Source organism: Marmoricola sp. OAE513, from assembly GCF_040546585.1.
In the GTDB taxonomy this organism is placed as follows: domain Bacteria; phylum Actinomycetota; class Actinomycetes; order Propionibacteriales; family Nocardioidaceae; genus Marmoricola.
The window spans coordinates 1,450,515-1,468,204 of record NZ_JBEPOC010000001.1 but is presented as its reverse complement, the minus strand read 5'-3'; the positions used below and the strand labels follow the sequence as shown (position 1 = coordinate 1,468,204).

Here is a 17,690-nt window from a genome sequence, read left to right as displayed (position 1 = left end):
CCGTCCGGTGAAGAAACCGCCTGACTGCACGATCACCTCGAAGGACCTCGTCATGGACGAGAACAACCTGCGCATCGACCTGCTCCGGCTGGTCTGCGCCGCCCTGCCCGCCACCGAAGCCCGATCCATCAGCGAGTTGGATCCCCACGACCCGGACACGCACGTCGCCGCCTACGCCGCCGTGGTGCGGACCGAGACCGTGCTGCCGCCCGAGCTCCACCGCTCGTTCTACGCCCAGTTCGCGGGCGCCGGGTTCCACGTCGACCAGGAGGTCTCCCGATGACTCTCGCACCGCACATCGAGCGGACGGAGGACGACGGCGTTGTCGTCCTCACTCCGGTCGGTGACTTCGACCTCTCCTCGGCCGAGATCCTCAGCACCGCCTTCGGCGGCGCTCTGGCCGACCACGACCGGATCGTCCTGGACCTCGCGCAGACGACCTTCGTCGACTCCACCGCCCTCGGTGAGTTCGTCTCCGCCTCGCAGCGGGCGACTCGCGCGGGCGGTTGGCTACGACTCGCCGGCGCGCGACCCCACGTGCGCAAGCTGCTCCGGATCACGGCACTCGACACCGTGCTCGGCCTGTACGACAGCGTCGCGGAGGCGCGGACCGCGAGCCCGGCCGAGCACCGCCACGACGACGAGCTGGCAGACGAGATGAGTGCGGAGTCGTTCCCCGGCAGCGACCCGCCCTCCACCTGGGCGGGCGTGGACGAGCCGCACCGCTAGGCGACCTGCGCGGGCGCGCTCCACGCGTCGAAGATCTCCAGGTAGGCCTCGGGGTCCTCGAGCATCAGGGCGTGCCGCCGGTCGTCGAGCATCCGGTCCTCCCAGTCGGGCCGCTCGGCGGCGACGGACTTCAGCACCCGTGCAGGCACGAGCGCGTCCTGCGTCCCGCCGAGGAGCAGTGTCGGCGTACGGATCTCGCGGATGGCGCGCCAGGCGGTCCTCGGGTCTGCCCACAGACACGCGATCGATCGGGTCGCCGCGACGAGCGCCCGCTGCCGGTCGACCCCCTCGACGTCCTCGGCGAAGTCGGAGGCGAGCAGGTCGAGCATCTCGGGTGCGACCTCGTCGGGGTCGGGATAGATGAGGCTGAGCGCTGCTCGGTTCCGACGCGCGTCGAGCTCAGGGCCGGCCAGTCCGACCAGTCCGAGCGCGAGAGCCGTGACGCTGGAGGTCAGGAGCGGGAACATCCCGGCCACCGTGACCTTGCTGGGGCGGAGGAAGTCGAGCGGCGAGCGCGGCGGGAGGGCGGGAGAGACCAGGACCAGACGGCGCAGGCGAGCCGGGTGCTGGACCGCGAGGAGCGCGCCGATCAGGCCGCCCATCGAGTTCCCGTGCAGGGTGAACGTGTCCCACCCGAGCGCGTCCGCGACGTCGACCACGAAGTCGAGGTAGCCCTGCACGGTCAGAGGGTCGTCGGTGATCGGCGTCCGGCCGAAGCCCGGGAGGTCGACGGCGACGACCGGTCCGTGCGCGGCGAGGCCTTCCATCACGGGGACCCAGGTCACCGAGGACCCACCGAGTCCGTGGACCAGGAGCTGGGGCTCGGTTCCTGCGGGACGGCCGGGGGACCTCAGGATGCGCACCTGTCGCCCGTTCACGTCGAGGAAGGTGTCGGTGAGGGAGGGCCACGGGGCCAGCTGCTTGTTCACGACGTCACTGTGCCCGAACGTCGCAGCCGCATCCGCCCCGGGGGCGCCCAGCGTTGCGGGAACCACCGGCGTGGTCCTCGGCTCCCGGCCAGTGCTGACGTTTGTGGATCAGCGCCCGGGTACCGGACTGTCATGACGGACACCCAGAAGAACGACGACCAGGACGCCGGGCCCCCGGGCAACGGCATCACCACGCCGCTGAGCGGCCAGGAGGGCTACCAGGAGGGCGCGGGCGAAGACACAGGTGGGGGCGAGTCGGACGACGACCACCACGACGACCCGGTCACGGGGATCGGGCCGGAGGACCCGTCCTGAGTCAGCGGGACGAGAGGCGGTCGGCGTATGCGACGACACGGCTGAAGAGAGCCGTGACGGCCGACGGGGTGACGACCCGCGGCGCTGGTGCCTCAGCGAGCTCGTAGAGCAACGGCTGCGCCGCGAGGACGCCGGCGTCGAGGGCCACGGCTGCGGCCACCCGGGCGGCGTCGCGGACCGCCACCGGGTCCACCGACCAGACGGCCTCGAAGATGCGTTGCCGGTCGGGCACGGTGGTCTGCCCGGGGAGCTCCCAGGCCGACAGGACGGCCGCCGCGTCCGGCGCGTCGCAGACGACCGCCCACTCGCGCCGCATCGGAGCGTTCTCCTCCAGCGACGCGCGGGCGGGGCCGCCAGGATCGTCCGCGCTCGGGCCCCAGTCGTCGGCGAAGACGATGGCCGACCGAGCGATCCGCGCCAGCTCGGCCCAGCGGGGCGCCGAGGGTTCGAAGTAGTCGCCGCGCTGGAACGCTGCGAAGAGCACGGGCTGCTCGGCCTGGGCGCAGCACTCGTCCTCGATCGCCCAGGACAGCGCGATCAGGGTCGACTTGCGCAACCGGTGGACGGGGAGCGCGGGGTGCCGTCGACGGAGCTCGGCGAAGACGGACGGTGAGTCCGGTGCCTTGCTGCCAGCCGCCTCCCCGATCGCCACCTCGAGTCGGATGCCGCTGTCCCTGCGTCGCACCACCTGCCGGACCAGCTCGACATCGACGCCGGTGTAGCGACGGTGCCCGCTGGCGAGCCGACGGGGCTCGGGGAAACCGTGCCGCGACTCCCACATCCGCAGGACGGCCGGACTCAGGCCCGTGCGCTCCGCGAGGTCACCGATCGTCAGGAGCTGCGGCCCGTCGCCGGTGAGGGGTTGCGCACCCGGGGTCTCGTGGTCCATGCTCGACACCCTAACCTAAACAAGACGTTGAAGTTTGATGTTGAGGTTAGATGAAGCCAAAGATCTCAGGAGGACCGCCATGAGTGCTCAGCTCGCCTCGGTGACACCGCTCCCGCGCCGCGACAGCGGCTGGCTCGACGATGAACAGCTCGGTGCGCTGGTCGCCGGTGCCGCTCAGGGCGACCACGCCGCGTTCATGGCGTTCTACGACGCGACCTGCCACCTGGTCTGGCGCCTGGAGGTCCGACGCTACGGCGCGGAGCTGGCCCGGCCCGCCGTACGACGTCGCTACGCCCAAGCCTGGGAGAGGTCCGCTGAGCACGCGACGTCGGGACTGTCCGCCCGTGCCTGGCTCCTGAGCCTGACCGCCCCCCGATAGAGGAGTTTCCCGTGTCCACCACCATCACGTTCGCCCCGCGTCGTCCGGGTGTCCTCCAGCCGCTGGCCGTGCGCGTCGGCGCCATCTCCTGGATGCCGAAGCTCTTGCCCCTGATCGTCCGGGTCGACAAGCTGCTGCAGGCGACCACCCGGGGTCGGCTGACCATCCTCGACATCGCGGGTCTGCCCAACCTGATGCTGACCACCGTCGGTCGCAAGAGCGGCCTGCCGCGCAGCAACCCGCTGCTGTGCGTGCCGGACGGCGACCGGATCCTCATCGCCGGGTCGTACTTCGGCGGCCCGCGTGAGCCCTTGTGGGTGAAGAACATCGAGGCGACGCCTGAGGTGGTGGTTCGCTTCCGCAACGAGACCACCACCATGACGGCCCGTCGGCTCGTCTACCTCGACCGCGCGGAGGCGTGGACGACGATGGTCGGGGTCTGGCCGAACTTCGTGAAGTACGAGCAGCGGACCGACCGGGAGATCAAGGTGTTCGAGCTGGTCCCGGTTGAGGGCGAGCACGGCATCTGACTAGACCGACGAGCGCGTTCCTAGACTGCTCAGCGCCGTAAAGGGAAGAGTGCAGGTTGCGGGTCTCACACAGTCGGGGCCCTCGGGTCCGTCCTCGGGATGTCCCATGAACCGCTCGCTTCGCCCCACTGCCCTCCTGCTCGTCGCGATGCTCGCTGTCCCGATGTCGGCACAGAGTGCGCCGAACGTCGCTCCCCGTCAGGCGGCAGCGCCCGAGCCGACGTACGTCACCGACATCGCCGGCCTGCGACAGGTCGACGGCATCGACATCGATCCGAGCGGCAACGTCTACGCCTCGGGTCGGGCCGCCGAGGGCTTCCGTGGCAGCCCGGGTGCCTACGACAGGGGTCGTGCGGACGGCATCGCGGTGGTCAGTCTCGACCCCGCTGGACAACCTCGCTGGGCTGCTCGGATCGGGGGTGCGTCCGGAGACTACGGCGAGTCCGCCGGCCGCCAGGTGATCGACAGCCACGGCAACGTCTACCTGCTGGGCAGCACCGAGCACAGCGACCTGCCGACGACTGCGGGAGCGCTGGGTCGCACCTACTGGAACAGCGCAGCGGGCCGGACGACCTTCCTCATCAAGTTCGGGCCCGGCGGCAAGCTCGTGTACTCCGCGCGGATCCCGGGATCAGACCAGGCGAACGGGTTGGCGGTCGACAGCGCCGGAGCCGTGTACGTCGTCGGAACGACCTCACCGGACTTCGTCGCCTCGCCCGGGGCCTTCGACAGCGTGGCCGCCGGCGACAACGACGCGTACGTCGCGAAGATCGCGCCCAACGGATCGAGCATCGTCTGGTCGAGCCTGCTCGGGGGCTCGAAAGCAGACATGGGCGTCGGGGTCGCGCTCGCGCCGGGAGGAGGAGTCGTGGTGAGCGGGGAGACCTGGTCGAACGACTTCCCGACGACGCCCGGGGCGCCCGTGACGACGTCGATCTCCGACTGGCACGTTCCCTTCGCGACGAAGCTGGCTGCCGACGGGAAGTCCGCGGCGTGGTCGACGTACGTGCCGGCTCCCACCGACAACGAGTCCAACGCGGGCGTGAAGGTGGCCTCCGACGGAAGGGTCGGGGTCCTGGGCTTCATCGACGGTGCCGTCCCACCGACGCCGGCAGGTCAGCCGGTCAAGGGCGGGTCCATCTCGCAGATCAGTGCCGACGGGACGACCCTGACGCGGCGCTCCACTGTTCAGTTCGCGCCGTACCAGGGCCTGAGCACGACACCGGCGGGCACGTACGTCGGGTTCGGCAAGGTCTCGGGCACGTCGAAGTTCAACGACGTCGTCGTCGAGATCGACTTCGACGGCGACCTGGTGCGGACCATCCCGCTCGCCGGTATCGGGCTGCGGGTGGCCAGCGCCGGCGGCACGACGTACGTCGCGTTCGACCGCGACCCGTACCTCCGTGTCCTCGCGTCCCGGGCCCCGAAGGCGAGGCCGCGCGTCCTGGCGCGCTACACCCGGTGCACGATCCGCGGCACGGCCCGCAAGGACGTCCTGCGAGGGACGCCGCGGGCCGACGTCATCTGCGGACTGGGTGGGAAGGACAAGCTCATCGGTGGTGGCGGCGCCGACGTCCTGATCGGTGGGTCCGGCAAGGACAAGCTGTACGGCGGCAGCGGCGTGGACGTGCTCATCGGTGGGTCCGGCAGGGACAAGTACGTCGGCGGGTCCGGTCGCGACGTCTGCCGGGGTGCGAAGAAGTCGGAGAAGCCGAAGAGCTGCCTGCGGCGCTGAGGCCCCTCAGTTGAGGGCGGCGATCGAGGCGTTCAGCGCCGTCGCGAACAGGGTCCAGCCGAGGTACGGAACCAGCAACCACGCGGCGGCCTGCGACGTGCGCCGGAACACGACGATCGTGGCGAGGACGGCGAGATCGAGCAGGACGATCACGACCAGCCCCCACCAGAGCTCCTCCATCCCGAAGAAGACCGGGGTCCACGCGAGGTTCAGCGCCAGCTGCAACCACCAGATCCCCGTCGGAGCGCCCCGCTTCCAGGCCAGCCAGACGGCGACCGCCATCGCGACGTACAGAACGCTCCAGACCGGACCGAACAGCCAGTTGGGCGGGTTGAACGGCGGCTTGTCGGCGTCGCGGTACCAGCCGTCGACGTTGCTCGTAGTCGCGAGCGACCCGAGGTAGGCGACCGCGGCACACGCGAGCAGGTAGACCGCGAGCATGACGCCCGGCTTGTGCTCGGACGTCGCAGGTCGTCGGACCGCTGCACCTGGATGGGTCGTCATGGGGGCTCTGTGCCCCCGGCGGATCCGCCCGAAACCGGAATGACCCCCATGACACGATGGCGCGCATGGTGCGAGCCGAGGACAAGAACCGCGCGAAGGGTCTCTCCCCGGACCTGATCGCACGCGCCACCCTGACCCTCATCGACGAGGAGGGGGTGGGCGCGGCGACGATGCGCGCGATCGCCTCCCGGTTGGGCGTCGAGGCCATGTCGCTCTACAAGCACGTCGACACGCGCGATGCCCTGCTGGACGCTGTGGTCGATCTCATCGTGGCCGAGCTCGACGAGGACCCCGAGGTTGTCAGCACCGCCGACGCCGGGTGGCGCGACTACCTGGAGCGCCTGGCCCGCGGCGTACGGCGTTACGCGCTGGCACACCCGCACGCATTCCCCCTGGTGACCACCCGACCTGCGGAGGCGCCCTGGATCAACCCGCCTCTGCGCTCGCTGCACTGGATCGAGTCGATGCTGAGCACGTTGGCGGACGCCGGCTTCGGCGACGAGCAGGTCCTCTTCACCTACCGCTCCTTCAACAGCTTCCTTCTTGGCTACCTGCTGATGGAGACAGGGGCTCGGACGTTGCGTGATCCTCAGGACGGGGACGGCTCGATGGGTTCCTCCGACGAGCCGGTCCCGGGTGGACTCACCCCGACCAGGACCGACGAGGAGCAGGAGGCGGTGGCGGACGCGGAGACCGTCGCGGAGAAGATCGACCCGCAGGGCGACATCGAGGTCCGCGAGTACCCGACCATCCACCGACTGGCCGAGCGTCTGGCCGAGGACCGCTTCGACGAGGAGTTCGAGCGCGGGCTTCAGCGCCTCCTCGACGCGGTGGCAAACCGGATCTGACCCTGCTGCGAAGTACGTGCGGGTGGCAAGAGACCGGCAGTGATCCACGTCACCGTGTTCTTCCAGGCAGCAAGGTTTCAAGCTCGGCGCACGAGGGCAGGCTTACGGCGTAAGCCGCTTCGGCCATCCGGGCCGTGGCCTCACCTCAGGAGGAACGATGGGCATCGTCGACAAGGCGAAGAACACCGCGGAGAAGCTGGTCGGCCAGGCGAAGGAAGCGGTCGGCGACGCGACCAACGACGACCAGCTGAAGGCCGAGGGCAAGAAGGACCAGGCCAAGGGCAGCGTCAAGAACGCGGTCGAGGACGTCAAGGACGTCTTCAAGAAGTAGGTCCCGGGCGACGGGGGTCGGCGAGGAACGCGCACGACGTGCAGCGGACCTGATGCGGATCTCGGTCGTCGCACCCAGCTCATCGACGCAGTGCCGGATTCGCCCGATCGGCGACCGGCGTGACTCAAGGAGGCACCATGCTCGGCTTCATCATCGGACTTCTGGTCGTCGGCCTGATCGCCGGCTTCCTGGCTCGGCTGCTCGTCCCGGGGCGCCAGGATCTCTCGGTTCCCCTCACCGTCTGGCTCGGCATCATGGGCTCGTTCGTCGGAGGCTTCCTCGGCAACCTGCTGTTCGACGTCGAGGCCACCCTTCAACCTGCGGGCATCGTCGGTTCGGTGATCGGCGCGGTCATCGTGCTGCTGGTCTGGAACCGCGTCGGGCACCGTTTCCAGGAGCACGCATGAGCGCCGCTGACCAGTCCGAGCCGCAGGGCACCGAGGTGCCGCCTGCCCACCCGGTCGCCCCGGAGAGTGAGACGGTCGACGTTGCTGAGGCTCCGGCGCCCCCGCGTCGGTCGGGGCTGGACAGCCATGGTCGGGTGAAGCGGACCCGCGCCGCCACCGCATGGGCATCAGCCGTCGCGCTAGCGTTGGTGATGATCCTGTTCGTGATCTTCGTCGTCCAGAACTCGAGGTCCATCACCATCGACTTCCTCTGGATGAACGGGCGGATCTCGACTGCAGCGGCCCTCCTCATCGCCGCAGTCGCTGGATCGCTGCTGGTCGGCATCCCTGCAGCGGTGAGGATCGGCCAGCTCCGGCGGTCGCTCAGACGGAACGGCTAGAACGGAGCGGCAGTGACGGGTTCGGCGGGCGATCGACAGGGCGGCGGCTCGCACGCCGCTACGGAGGGAGCACCCCTCAGTCGGTGGGACGAGTGGCAGCGGTCCAAGCCGGCTGTCGGTTTCCCGCTGGCCGTGGTCTACAAGTTCTTCGACGACCAGGGCGTCTACCTCGCGGTGGTGATCACCTACTACGCGTTCGTCGCGGTCGTACCCCTCCTGCTGCTCGCCACTTCCGTCCTCGGGTTCCTGCTCGCCGACGACCCGGGGCTGCGGGCGCGCATCGTCGACTCGGCGGTGGCGAACTTCCCCGTCGTCGGGGATCAGCTCGGTCGGCCCGAGGGGCTCCAGGGCTCCACGGGCGCGGTGATCCTCGGTGGTGCTCTGGCGCTCTACGGCGCTCTCGGTCTGGGGACCGCTGTCCAGAACGCCTTGCACACCGCCTGGGCGGTCCCCCGCAACAGCCGGCCGGACCCGATCCGGTTGAGGTTGCGGAGTCTCGGACTGCTGCTCGCGGGCGGGGTCTCGATGGCAGCGTTGACGTTCGTGTCCGCCGCAGCGCAGGTGGCTGACAACGGGCTGACGTGGTTGGGAGGTGTCCGGGGAGCGGTCGTGCCGTTGGCCACCTTCACCGTGATGGTGGGCATCTTGGCAGTGCTCCTCCGGTTAGGTGCCGATCGCCGCCACGACCTGCGCGGCTCGCTCCCCGGCGCGGTGCTGATCGCGGCGGGGTGGCACGCGGTCCAGTTCAGCAGCACCTCGTTGGTGCAGCACAGCCTCAAGCAGGCGTCGTCGATGAACCAGACCTTCGGGCTCGTCCTGGGCCTGCTGGGCGTCGCGTACCTGCTCGCCGTGATCCTCGTCCTGGGCATCGAGGTGAACGTGGTGCTGCGTCGCCGCCTCTGGCCCCGGGCGCTGCTGACGCCGTTCACCGATGCGGTCGTGCTGACCGACGGCGACAAACGGGCGTACGCCGGTTACGCCCGGGCGCAACGGCACAAGGGTTTCGAGGCGATCGCGGTGCGCTTCAAGGCGCGACGGAAGAAGGACGACCAGCGGCGACCTAGGTGAAGCTGAGGGACGTCTCCGAGCAGTTGTTCACCGTTGCACCCTCGGGGATCGAGCTCGGGTCGAAACCCTCGATCGGAGCGTCCTGGTAGTACGCATGCGCGTCGTCCGCGGTGCACTCGAAGTCAGGGTTGAGCACCGGAGAAGGTGGCCGGGTCGGCGCCCGGGATCGTCTTCCCGCGCCAGAAGACCCGGTCGCCGTCCCGGGCGTAGGAGCCCTCGAGTGCCTTCACGGAGCGTGCGTCAGCGTCGCGCACGCGGTCGGTGAAGTAGTAGACGTCGTCCCCGTCCGTGGCGTACGCGCCGCCGACGATCTGGAACGAGTCGGGGTTGGCTCCCTCGATCGGGTTGCCGTTCACGAAGACCGTGCGGCTGTCGACGTTGTAGAGGTAGCCGTCGCCGGACGACAGGGTCGAGAAGCCAGCGGGGTCCTCCGAGAGAACGCTGCCGTCGGACCAGAAGACCTTCTCGGAGTCCTTGGCGAGGCCGTCGGCTATCAGCTCGAAGTGCGCGACATCGGTGCTGAGCACCTTGCCGCTCAGGAACACGTGGCTCGCGTCGGCCGTGTAGTTCGCCCGGTCGAGCAGCTCGAAGGTGGCCGGGTCGGCCTCGGTCAGCACCTCGCCGTCGAGGTAGACAGCGTTCTTGTCCTTCGCGTACGTCGTGTCCAGCACCGTGAAGGTCGTGGCGTCGGCGGTCTCGATCCGGGAGGCGTCGCCCGGGAACGCCCGCAGGTAGTACACCTTCTCCCCGCGCACGTGGTAGCCCGAGGAGCTGAACAACGAGCTGGGCGCTCCGTCACCGCAGCCGGCGAGGGCAACCAGGAACGCGAGAACCAGCAGCACGGCACGGGGAGGGCGCACGGCCGTCACGCTACTCAGTCGATCCGTCGGTGTCATGAGGTCAGCGACCACCGACCCGGTGGGTCAGCTCGGCGGCTGTGGCGCGGACGGCGCTCGCGATCTCGACCGTTGATCCGGCGCGGTCGGCTTCGAACGTCACGGCGACCCCGGCCAGCGGTAGTCCGTTGTGGTCGAGGATCGGCGCCGCGACCGACGCGAGTCCGGGCGTGATCTCTCCGTCCTCGGCGGCGAAGCCCCGCTGCCGGGTCTCGGCGAGGACGGTGCGCAGGGCGCTGAGCGATCGCGGTCCGTTGCCGTGCCGCTCCACGAACGACTGCTTGTCCGGGTAGAGCGCCCGGACCTGGGTCGCCGGCAGCGCGGCCAGGATGGCTCGGCCGCTCGCCGTCAGGTGGGCGGGCAGGCGGACGCCGACATCGGTGACCAGCGGGGGACGACCCGGTGCCCGTTCCTCGATGACGTAGAGGACGTCGCGTCCGTGCGGCACGGCGAGGTGCGCGGACTCGCCGACCTGGTCGGCGAGCTGCGCCAACGGCCGTCGGGCCAGACGCTGCAGCGGGGCCTGGCGGCTGTAACCGCTGCCGACCTCGAACGCGGCGACGCCGAGCCCGTAGCGCTGCTCGTCGGCGAGGTGGGTGACGAAGCCTTCGTCGACCATGGCGCGCATCAGGTGGTACGCCGTGGAGCGGGGCAGCCCGCAGGCACGCATGATCCGGTTCAGCGGGACAGGGTCGGGCTGCGACGCGAGGAACCGAAGCACCCGCATGGTGCTCGTCGCTGCGGGGACCTGGCTCACCCGGTCATCGTAAGACAGTCTCGTATCCGAGACTGTCACCGACGGGAGACCGTGGCGCGAGCACGTCTCGAAGAGTTCCCTGGAGGCATGAAGCAGGGAACGGTCGAAGTGGGTGTCGGTCCGATCGGGTTCACGGACGTGGTGGCGGTGGCGCGGGAGGGTCGTCCGGTGCGACTGAGCGCTGGCGCGGTAGCCGCGATCCAGCAGGGTCGCGCCGTCGTGGAGAAGCTCGCCGCGGACGAGGCCCCCGTCTACGGGATCTCCACCGGGTTCGGCGCGCTGGCGACCCGGCACATTCCCGCCGCCATGCGCGCCCAGCTCCAGAGGTCGCTGGTCCGTTCGCACGCGGCCGGTTCCGGACCGGAGGTCGAGCGCGAGGTCGTCCGCGGACTGATGCTTCTCCGGCTCTCGACGCTGGCCACCGGTCACACCGGCATCCGTCTGGAGACGGCCGAGCTGATGGCCGCGATGCTCAGCCACGGGATCACGCCGGTCGTGCACGAGTACGGTTCGCTCGGCTGCTCCGGTGACCTGGCGCCGCTCTCGCACTGCGCGCTCGCACTGATCGGGGAAGGTCAGGTCCGCGACGCCGCGGGCACGCTGATGCCGGCGGCCGAGGCGCTCGCTGCGGTCGGGCTGGCTCCGGTCGAGCTCGGTCCCAAGGAGGGCCTCGCGCTGATCAACGGCACCGACGGCATGCTCGGGATGCTGGTGATGGCGCTGACCGACCTCGACGTCCTTCTGCGGACCGCGGACATCGCCGCCGCGATGTCGGTCGAGGGTCAGCTCGGCACCGACCGGGTCTTCGCGGCCGAGCTGCAGAACCTCCGTCCGCACCCCGGGCAGGCGGACTCGGCCGCCAACCTGGTCGCGCTGCTGGCGGGCAGCGGCGTCGTCGCGTCGCACCGCGGGCCCCAGCCGGACGGGACGCTGTGCAACCGGGTCCAGGACGCGTACTCGTTGCGGTGCTCGCCGCAGGTTCACGGTCACGGCGCCGCGCGCGACACCCTTGCGCACGCTCGTCTGGTGGCGGCGCGCGAGCTGAAGTCGGCGGTCGACAACCCGGTGGTCCTGGACGACCGGGTCGAGTCGAACGGCAACTTCCACGGCGCCCCGGTCGCCTACGTCCTCGACTTCGCGGCGATCGTCGCCGCCGACGTCGCCTCGATCAGCGAGCGGCGTACGGACCGGTTCCTCGACAAGGCCCGCAGCAACGGGCTCCCGCCGTTCCTCGCCGACGACCCGGGCGTGGACAGCGGGCACATGATCGCGCAGTACACGCAGGCCGCCGTGGTCTCCGAGCTGAAGCGGCTGGCCGTTCCGGCGAGCGTGGACTCGATCCCGTCGAGCGCGATGCAGGAGGACCACGTGTCGATGGGCTGGTCGGCGGCACGCAAGCTGCGTCGGTCGGTGGACGGTCTGACCCGGGTGATCGCGATCGAGGTGCTGACCGCGGCGCGGGCGCTCGACCTGCGACGGCCGCTCGAGCCGTCGCCCGCTACCGGGGCGGTGGTCGCGCTGCTCCGCGAATCCGGCATCGAAGGCCCCGGGCCGGACCGGCACCTGTCCCCGGAGATCGAGGCGTGTGTCGAGCTCGTTCGCAGCGGAGCCGTCCTGGCCGCCGCCGAAGCAGTGATCGGAGAACTGAAGTGAACGAGCGACTCCCCATTCACGCCGCCCACGGCACCGCCCTGACCGCGAAGTCCTGGCAGACCGAAGCGCCGCTGCGGATGCTGATGAACAACCTCGACCCCGAGAACGCCGAACGCCCCGAGGACCTCGTCGTCTACGGCGGCACCGGCAAGGCTGCGCGCAGCTGGGAGGCGTACGACGCGCTGGTCCGCACGCTGACCACGCTCGAGGACGACGAGACGATGCTCGTGCAGAGCGGCAAGCCGGTCGGTGTCATGCGCACGAACCCGTGGGCGCCGCGGGTGCTGATCGCGAACTCGAACCTCGTCGGCGACTGGGCCAACTGGGAGGAGTTCCGCCGGCTGGAGGATCTCGGCCTGACCATGTACGGACAGATGACCGCCGGCTCGTGGATCTACATCGGCACCCAGGGGATCCTGCAGGGCACCTTCGAGACGTTCGCAGCGATCGCCGACAAGAGGTTCGGGGGGACGCTGGCCGGGACGATCACGCTGACCGCCGGTCTGGGCGGCATGGGTGGCGCGCAGCCGCTCGCGGTGACGATGAACGACGGCGTCGCGATCTGCATCGACGTCGACGCCTCGCGCATCGCCCGACGCATCGAGCACCGCTACCTCGACGTGCAGGCGGACTCGCTCGACCACGCCGTGCAGCTCGCCGTGGAGGCTCGTGATGCCCGCAAGCCCCTGTCCATCGGGGTCCTGGGCAACGCGGCGGTCGACTTCCCGGCGCTGCTCGCTTCCGGCGCTCCGATCGACGTCGTCACCGACCAGACCTCCGCCCACGACCCGCTGTCCTACCTCCCGGCCGGTGTGGCCTTCGAGGACTGGAAGGACGCGGCCGAGCGCGACCCCGAGGGGTTCACCAAGGAGGCGCAGGCCTCGATGGCGGCACACGTCCGCGCGATGGTGGAGTTCGCCGACGCCGGGGCCGAGGTCTTCGACTACGGCAACTCGATCCGCGACGAGGCCCGCAAGGGTGGCTACGACCGGGCGTTCGAGTTCCCCGGGTTCGTGCCGGCGTACATCCGACCGCTCTTCTGCGAGGGCAAGGGTCCGTTCCGCTGGGCGGCACTCTCGGGCGATCCCGAGGACATCCGCAAGACCGACGAGGCGATCCTCGAGCTGTTCCCTGCAGCGGAGAAGGCAGAGTACGCACGGCTGCACCGGTGGATCCGAATGGCGCAGGAGCGGGTCCAGTTCCAGGGGCTGCCCGCGCGGATCTGCTGGCTCGGGTACGGCGAACGCCACCTGGCCGGCCTGAAGTTCAACGAGATGGTGGCCAGCGGTGAGCTGTCCGCACCGATCGTGATCGGTCGCGACCACCTCGACTGCGGGTCTGTCGCGTCGCCGTACCGGGAGACCGAGGCGATGCTCGACGGCTCCGACGCGATCGCGGACTGGGCTCTGCTCAACGCCCTGGTCAACACCGCCTCCGGCGCGACCTGGGTGTCGATCCACCACGGCGGCGGCGTCGGTATGGGACGGTCGATCCATGCAGGGCAGGTGTGCGTCGCCGACGGGACCGAGCTGGCCGCGCAGAAGATCGAGCGGGTGCTCACCAACGACCCGGGCATGGGCGTGATCCGGCACGTCGACGCCGGTTACGACCGAGCCGACGAGGTCGCGACCGAGCGCGGGGTGCGCATCCCGATGGCCGAGGCGTAGCGGTGGCCGACGGCTTCGAGCAGATGTGGAGCGATCTCGCTCCGGTCGGCAGATCAGCCGCCACGGGCGGCTACTTCCGGCAGCCGTGGGATTCCGCGGAGGAGGAGCTCCGCGCCTGGTTCGCCGAGCAGGCGGCCGCGCGCGGGCTCGTGCTGGAGACTGACGCCCTCGGCAACCAGGTCGCCTGGTGGCGCCCCGAGCCGGTCCCTGGTCAGACCGAGATCCTCGGGGTCCTCACCGGGAGCCACCTCGACAGCGTGCTCGACGGCGGCGCGTACGACGGGCCGCTCGGCGTCGTCTCGGCGTTCGCGGCGGTCGACCGGTTGCGCGAGCGAGGCGTCGAGCCCGGCCGCGCGATCGGGATCAGCGCCTTCCGTGAGGAGGAGGGCTCCCGGTTCGGCCTCGCCTGCCTCGGGTCCCGGCTCGCGAGCGGTTCGGTGGCGTGGGCAGACGTCGAGGGGCTGCGCGACCGGAAGGGCGTCGCCCTGGGCGACGTCACCGGGGAGCCTGATGCGGGAGCCGGCGGTGTGCTCGCCGACGTCGGTTGCTTCGTCGAGCTGCACGTCGAGCAGGGCCGTGCTCTGGTCGACCGCGGTGCGCCGGTCGGCCTGGCCAGCGGGATCTGGCCGCACGGGCGCTGGCGGTTCGACTTCACCGGGCGTGCGGACCACGCGGGGACGACCCGGATGGAGGACCGCGCCGACCCGATGCTGACCTACGCGATGACGGTGCTGGCGGCGAACAAGCAGGCGCGGCTGACCACGGGCTCGACCGACGGAGAAGGACGCGCCACCTTCGGGCGCGTCGACGTCCGGCCGAACGGCACCAACGCGGTGCCGTCGGCAGTGACCGCCTGGCTGGACGCACGCGCTGATTCCGACGAAGCCCTGCAGGCCATGGTGGCTGCGATCGAGCGGCAGGCCGGCGACCGAGCAGGTCGTGACCGGACGGAGGTCGTGGTCACCGCCGAGTCGGTCTCGGGCCCGGTCGAGTTCAGTCCCGACCTGGCGGCCAGGATCAACGCGGGCCGCGACTGGCCGGTGCTCCCGACCCAGGCCGGGCACGACGCGGGCATCCTGTCCGCGGCCGGTCATCCGTCGGCGATGCTCTTCGTGCGCAACCCGACCGGCGTCTCGCACTCGCCTGCGGAGTCCGCCGAGATGGCCGACTGCCTGGCCGGGGTGGAGGCCCTGGCGGACGCGCTGACGGAGCTGGCCGGGTGACATCGACCTACCTGCTCGAGCACGCCCTCGTCGACGGCGAGGTGCTCGACGAGGTGCTGATCGAGGTGGTCGACGGGGTGATCACCTCGGTGGGCACGGAAGCACGTCTCGGCAAGCTCGACGACCGGGGGACCGGCGACGACCGGGAACGGGTGGCCGGCCTGACCATCCCGGCGCTGGCGAACTGCCACTCGCACGCGTTCCACCGCGCTCTGCGCGGCCGTACCCAGACCGAGCGCGGCACCTTCTGGACCTGGCGCGAGCAGATGTACGCCGCGGCCGCACGGCTCACCCCGGACAGCTACTACGAGCTCGCCCGCCAGACGTACGCCGAGATGGTCGCCACCGGCATCGGTGCGGTCGGGGAGTTCCACTACCTGCACCACCAGCCGGACGGCACGCCGTACGACGACCCGAACGCGATGGGCCGGGCGCTGCTGGCCGCTGCCGACGACGCAGGCATCCGGATCCGGTTGCTCGACACCTGCTACCTCGCAGCCGGCATCGGTGCCGCACCGGAGGGCGTGCAGGCGCGGTTCAGCGACGGCGACGTGGCGGCGTGGGCCGACCGGGTCGCAGCGTTCGACGACGACCGCGTCGGGATGGCGATCCACTCGGTGCGCGCCGTCCCACGGGAGGCGCTCGGCGCCGTCGCCGAGGTCGCTGCGGGCCGTCCCCTGCACGTGCACCTGTCCGAGCAGGTCGCCGAGAACGATGCGTGCGTGGCGGCGTACGGGCTGACGCCGACGCAGCTGCTCGCCGAGGAAGGTGTGCTGGGTCCCGCCACCACACTCGTGCACGCCACCCATCTGACCGCCACGGACGTCGCACTGGTCGGGGACGCTCGCGCGTTCGTCTGCTTCTGCCCGACCACCGAGCGCGACCTGGCCGACGGGATCGGGGAGTCGCGGGTGTTGCACGACGCCGGCGCACGGCTCACGCTCGGTTCGGACAGCCACGCGGTGATCGACCTGTTCGAGGAGATGCGAGGGGTGGAGATGCACGAGCGCCTGCGCACGCGGGAGCGCGGCCACTGGAGTGCCACCGAGCTGCTGGACGCCGCGACGACGACCGGGCACGCGTCGCTCGGCTTCGGCGACGCCGGCCGGATCGCCGTCGGGCAGCGGGCCGACCTCCGCGTGCTGGACCTGGACTCCTGGAGCCTGCGCGGCACGGGCACCACTCCCGAGTCGGTCGTCTTCGCGGCGACCGGCGCCGACGTCCGGCCCTTCCCGGTGAGGAACGGCGGATGAGCGCGCTGCTCCTGACGGGGATCGGGGAGCTCGTCACGAACGATCCCTCCCTGGGTGACGGGTCCGCGCTCGGCCTGGTCCGCGACGCGGCGCTCGTCGTCGAGGACGACAGGGTCGTCTGGGTCGGTCAGCGCGTCGCGGCACCCGACGCCGACACGACCCACGACCTCGACGGTCGCGCGGTGGTCCCGGGATTCGTGGACAGCCACAGCCACCTGGTGTTCGCCGGCGACCGGTCGGCCGAGTTCGCCGCCCGGATGGCAGGAGAGTCCTACGCGGCCGGCGGCATCCGAACGACCGTCGCCGCGACCCGGGGCGCGACCGAGGAGCAGCTGGCGACCCACGTCGCCCGGCTGGTCGCGGAGATGCGTCGCCAGGGGACGACCACCGTCGAGATCAAGAGCGGGTACGGCCTCACCGTGGAGGACGAGTCCCGGTCGTTGGCGGTGGCCCGCAGGTTCACCGAGGAGGTCACCTTCCTCGGCGCGCACGTCGTCCCTCCCGAGTACTCCGACGACGTCGCCGGGTACGTCGACCTCGTCACCGGCCCGATGCTCACCGCAGCCGCACCGCACGCCCGGTGGATCGACGTGTTCTGCGAGCGCGGTGCGTTCGACGTCGACCAGGCCCGCACGATCCTCACGGCCGGGAAGGCCGCTGGCCTCGACGGGCGCTTGCACGCCAACCAGCTCGGGCACGGACCCGGCGTCCGGCTCGCGTGCGAGCTCGGCCTGGTCGCGGTCGACCACTGCACCTACCTCGACGACGCCGACGTCGCGGCTCTGGCCGACGCGGGCACGGTCGCGACCCTGCTTCCGGGCGTCGAGTTCAGCACCCGGTCGCCGTACCCGGACGGTCGGCGGCTGCGTGAGGCCGGCGTCACCGTCGCGCTGGCGAGCGACTGCAACCCGGGCTCGTCGTACACGTCCTCGATGCCGTTCTGCATTGCGGTCGCCGTGCGCGACATGGGACTCACCCCCGCGGAGGCGCTCTGGTCGGCGACGGCGGGTGGGGCGAGGGCTCTCGGTCGCACCGACGTGGGGCTGCTCTCGGTCGGCTCGCGTGCGGACCTTGCCGTCCTGGACGCGCCGTCGTACCTGCACCTGGCCTACCGCCCGGGCGTGCCACTGGTGCTCGGAGATGCAACGCGCGGAGATGCAACGAGCCCCTGACCCGAGCGGGTCAGGGGCTCTGCGC

Annotated in this window: 22 protein-coding genes; 16 read left to right on the top strand and 6 right to left on the bottom strand. The window is 70.8% G+C overall.

Features of this window, described 5'->3' with window-relative positions; translation table 11 throughout:
- Positions 1-7: 7 nt before the first annotated feature.
- Together ABIE44_RS07475 and ABIE44_RS07470 are read left to right on the top strand one after the other, a co-directional pair.
- On the top strand, positions 8-283 hold the full coding sequence (locus ABIE44_RS07475) for a hypothetical protein (RefSeq protein WP_209720020.1): 276 nt from the start codon (positions 8-10) through the stop codon (positions 281-283).
- A complete protein-coding gene (locus ABIE44_RS07470) occupies positions 280-729 on the top strand; it encodes an STAS domain-containing protein (RefSeq protein ID WP_209720023.1) in 450 nt (149 codons plus the stop codon). Before ABIE44_RS07475 ends, ABIE44_RS07470 begins: the two co-directional genes overlap by 4 nt.
- Here ABIE44_RS07470 and ABIE44_RS07465 read toward each other — a convergent pair.
- Complete coding sequence (locus tag ABIE44_RS07465; protein WP_209720026.1) at positions 726-1,658, bottom strand: alpha/beta fold hydrolase; 933 nt, start codon at positions 1,656-1,658, stop codon at positions 726-728. The two genes, ABIE44_RS07470 and ABIE44_RS07465, sit on opposite strands and share 4 nt — an antisense overlap.
- Before the next feature lie 132 nt (positions 1,659-1,790).
- On the opposite strand from ABIE44_RS07465, the gene ABIE44_RS07460 reads away from it, so the two are divergent.
- The gene (locus ABIE44_RS07460) at positions 1,791-1,973 is read left to right on the top strand and encodes a hypothetical protein (protein ID WP_209720029.1); all 183 of its coding nucleotides are present in this window, start codon (positions 1,791-1,793) and stop codon (positions 1,971-1,973) included.
- A 1-nt stretch (position 1,974) separates the two neighbouring features.
- On the opposite strand, the gene ABIE44_RS07455 is transcribed toward ABIE44_RS07460, so the two are convergent.
- Positions 1,975-2,862, bottom strand: coding sequence for a DICT sensory domain-containing protein (locus tag ABIE44_RS07455; RefSeq protein ID WP_209720032.1), 888 nt, complete (start codon positions 2,860-2,862; stop codon positions 1,975-1,977).
- Between the two features lie 79 nt (positions 2,863-2,941).
- On the opposite strand from ABIE44_RS07455, the gene ABIE44_RS07450 reads away from it, so the two are divergent.
- The 3 genes from ABIE44_RS07450 to ABIE44_RS07440 all read left to right on the top strand — a co-directional run bounded on the left by ABIE44_RS07450 (position 2,942) and on the right by ABIE44_RS07440 (position 5,506).
- Entirely contained in the window at positions 2,942-3,241 is a 300-nt protein-coding gene (locus ABIE44_RS07450) for a sigma-70 family RNA polymerase sigma factor (protein WP_209720035.1), read from the top strand.
- An 11-nt stretch (positions 3,242-3,252) separates the two neighbouring features.
- On the top strand, positions 3,253-3,771 hold the full coding sequence (locus ABIE44_RS07445; RefSeq protein WP_209720038.1) for a nitroreductase family deazaflavin-dependent oxidoreductase: 519 nt from the start codon (positions 3,253-3,255) through the stop codon (positions 3,769-3,771).
- Between the two features lie 106 nt (positions 3,772-3,877).
- Complete coding sequence (locus tag ABIE44_RS07440) at positions 3,878-5,506, top strand: calcium-binding protein (RefSeq protein WP_209720041.1); 1,629 nt, start codon at positions 3,878-3,880, stop codon at positions 5,504-5,506.
- 6 nt (positions 5,507-5,512) lie between these two features.
- On the opposite strand, the gene ABIE44_RS07435 is transcribed toward ABIE44_RS07440, so the two are convergent.
- Positions 5,513-6,010, bottom strand: coding sequence for a TspO/MBR family protein (locus ABIE44_RS07435; protein WP_209720043.1), 498 nt, complete (start codon positions 6,008-6,010; stop codon positions 5,513-5,515).
- A gap of 65 nt (positions 6,011-6,075) precedes the next feature.
- Between ABIE44_RS07435 and ABIE44_RS07430 the strand changes: the two genes are divergently transcribed.
- The 5 genes from ABIE44_RS07430 to ABIE44_RS07410 all read left to right on the top strand — a co-directional run bounded on the left by ABIE44_RS07430 (position 6,076) and on the right by ABIE44_RS07410 (position 9,044).
- Entirely contained in the window at positions 6,076-6,858 is a 783-nt protein-coding gene (locus ABIE44_RS07430; protein ID WP_209720047.1) for a TetR/AcrR family transcriptional regulator, read from the top strand.
- A gap of 157 nt (positions 6,859-7,015) precedes the next feature.
- Entirely contained in the window at positions 7,016-7,189 is a 174-nt protein-coding gene (locus ABIE44_RS07425) for a CsbD family protein (RefSeq protein ID WP_209720050.1), read from the top strand.
- A gap of 137 nt (positions 7,190-7,326) precedes the next feature.
- On the top strand, positions 7,327-7,596 hold the full coding sequence (locus ABIE44_RS07420) for a GlsB/YeaQ/YmgE family stress response membrane protein (protein WP_209720053.1): 270 nt from the start codon (positions 7,327-7,329) through the stop codon (positions 7,594-7,596).
- On the top strand, positions 7,593-7,976 hold the full coding sequence (locus tag ABIE44_RS07415; protein ID WP_209720056.1) for a LapA family protein: 384 nt from the start codon (positions 7,593-7,595) through the stop codon (positions 7,974-7,976). Before ABIE44_RS07420 ends, ABIE44_RS07415 begins: the two co-directional genes overlap by 4 nt.
- Before the next feature lie 132 nt (positions 7,977-8,108).
- Positions 8,109-9,044 (top strand): YihY/virulence factor BrkB family protein, encoded by a 936-nt coding sequence (locus ABIE44_RS07410; protein WP_354437915.1) that lies wholly within the window; start codon positions 8,109-8,111, stop codon positions 9,042-9,044.
- On the opposite strand, the gene ABIE44_RS07405 is transcribed toward ABIE44_RS07410, so the two are convergent.
- From ABIE44_RS07405 to ABIE44_RS07395, 3 genes are read right to left on the bottom strand one after another with little or no spacing between them, the layout of a single operon-like run.
- Positions 9,037-9,180: a hypothetical protein gene (locus ABIE44_RS07405; RefSeq protein WP_354437914.1), complete on the bottom strand. Its 144-nt coding sequence runs from the start codon at positions 9,178-9,180 to the stop codon at positions 9,037-9,039. The two genes, ABIE44_RS07410 and ABIE44_RS07405, sit on opposite strands and share 8 nt — an antisense overlap.
- A complete protein-coding gene (locus ABIE44_RS07400) occupies positions 9,167-9,904 on the bottom strand; it encodes a DKNYY domain-containing protein (protein WP_354437913.1) in 738 nt (245 codons plus the stop codon). The genes ABIE44_RS07405 and ABIE44_RS07400 overlap by 14 nt, the downstream gene beginning before the upstream one ends.
- Before the next feature lie 40 nt (positions 9,905-9,944).
- Positions 9,945-10,697 (bottom strand): IclR family transcriptional regulator, encoded by a 753-nt coding sequence (locus ABIE44_RS07395; RefSeq protein ID WP_209720064.1) that lies wholly within the window; start codon positions 10,695-10,697, stop codon positions 9,945-9,947.
- An 87-nt stretch (positions 10,698-10,784) separates the two neighbouring features.
- On the opposite strand from ABIE44_RS07395, the gene hutH reads away from it, so the two are divergent.
- The 5 genes from hutH to hutI are packed head-to-tail and all read left to right on the top strand — an operon-like array spanning position 10,785 to position 17,665.
- Positions 10,785-12,350 (top strand): histidine ammonia-lyase, encoded by a 1,566-nt coding sequence (gene hutH / locus ABIE44_RS07390; protein WP_354437912.1) that lies wholly within the window; start codon positions 10,785-10,787, stop codon positions 12,348-12,350.
- On the top strand, positions 12,347-14,017 hold the full coding sequence (hutU, locus tag ABIE44_RS07385; RefSeq protein ID WP_209720070.1) for a urocanate hydratase: 1,671 nt from the start codon (positions 12,347-12,349) through the stop codon (positions 14,015-14,017). The genes hutH and hutU overlap by 4 nt, the downstream gene beginning before the upstream one ends.
- Before the next feature lie 2 nt (positions 14,018-14,019).
- Positions 14,020-15,240, top strand: coding sequence for an allantoate amidohydrolase (locus tag ABIE44_RS07380; RefSeq protein WP_354437911.1), 1,221 nt, complete (start codon positions 14,020-14,022; stop codon positions 15,238-15,240).
- On the top strand, positions 15,237-16,493 hold the full coding sequence (locus ABIE44_RS07375; protein ID WP_209720073.1) for a formimidoylglutamate deiminase: 1,257 nt from the start codon (positions 15,237-15,239) through the stop codon (positions 16,491-16,493). Before ABIE44_RS07380 ends, ABIE44_RS07375 begins: the two co-directional genes overlap by 4 nt.
- Positions 16,490-17,665, top strand: a complete 1,176-nt coding sequence (gene hutI, locus ABIE44_RS07370) for an imidazolonepropionase (protein ID WP_209720076.1) — start codon at positions 16,490-16,492, stop codon at positions 17,663-17,665. Before ABIE44_RS07375 ends, hutI begins: the two co-directional genes overlap by 4 nt.
- Positions 17,666-17,690 lie beyond the last annotated feature (25 nt).

Excerpts from the sequence above, each read along its gene's own strand:
- ABIE44_RS07470 (WP_209720023.1), top strand. The coding sequence starts at position 280 with ATGACTCTCGCACCGCACATCGAGCGGACGGAGGACGACGGCGTTGTC.
- ABIE44_RS07460 (WP_209720029.1), top strand. The coding sequence starts at position 1,791 with ATGACGGACACCCAGAAGAACGACGACCAGGACGCCGGGCCCCCGGGC.
- ABIE44_RS07455 (WP_209720032.1), bottom strand. The coding sequence starts at position 2,862 with ATGGACCACGAGACCCCGGGTGCGCAACCCCTCACCGGCGACGGGCCG.
- ABIE44_RS07450 (WP_209720035.1), top strand. The coding sequence starts at position 2,942 with ATGAGTGCTCAGCTCGCCTCGGTGACACCGCTCCCGCGCCGCGACAGC.
- ABIE44_RS07440 (WP_209720041.1), top strand. The coding sequence starts at position 3,878 with ATGAACCGCTCGCTTCGCCCCACTGCCCTCCTGCTCGTCGCGATGCTC.
- ABIE44_RS07435 (WP_209720043.1), bottom strand. The coding sequence starts at position 6,010 with ATGACGACCCATCCAGGTGCAGCGGTCCGACGACCTGCGACGTCCGAG.
- ABIE44_RS07430 (WP_209720047.1), top strand. The coding sequence starts at position 6,076 with ATGGTGCGAGCCGAGGACAAGAACCGCGCGAAGGGTCTCTCCCCGGAC.
- ABIE44_RS07425 (WP_209720050.1), top strand. The coding sequence starts at position 7,016 with ATGGGCATCGTCGACAAGGCGAAGAACACCGCGGAGAAGCTGGTCGGC.
- ABIE44_RS07420 (WP_209720053.1), top strand. The coding sequence starts at position 7,327 with ATGCTCGGCTTCATCATCGGACTTCTGGTCGTCGGCCTGATCGCCGGC.
- ABIE44_RS07415 (WP_209720056.1), top strand. The coding sequence starts at position 7,593 with ATGAGCGCCGCTGACCAGTCCGAGCCGCAGGGCACCGAGGTGCCGCCT.
- hutH (WP_354437912.1), top strand. The coding sequence starts at position 10,785 with ATGAAGCAGGGAACGGTCGAAGTGGGTGTCGGTCCGATCGGGTTCACG.
- hutI (WP_209720076.1), top strand. The coding sequence starts at position 16,490 with ATGAGCGCGCTGCTCCTGACGGGGATCGGGGAGCTCGTCACGAACGAT.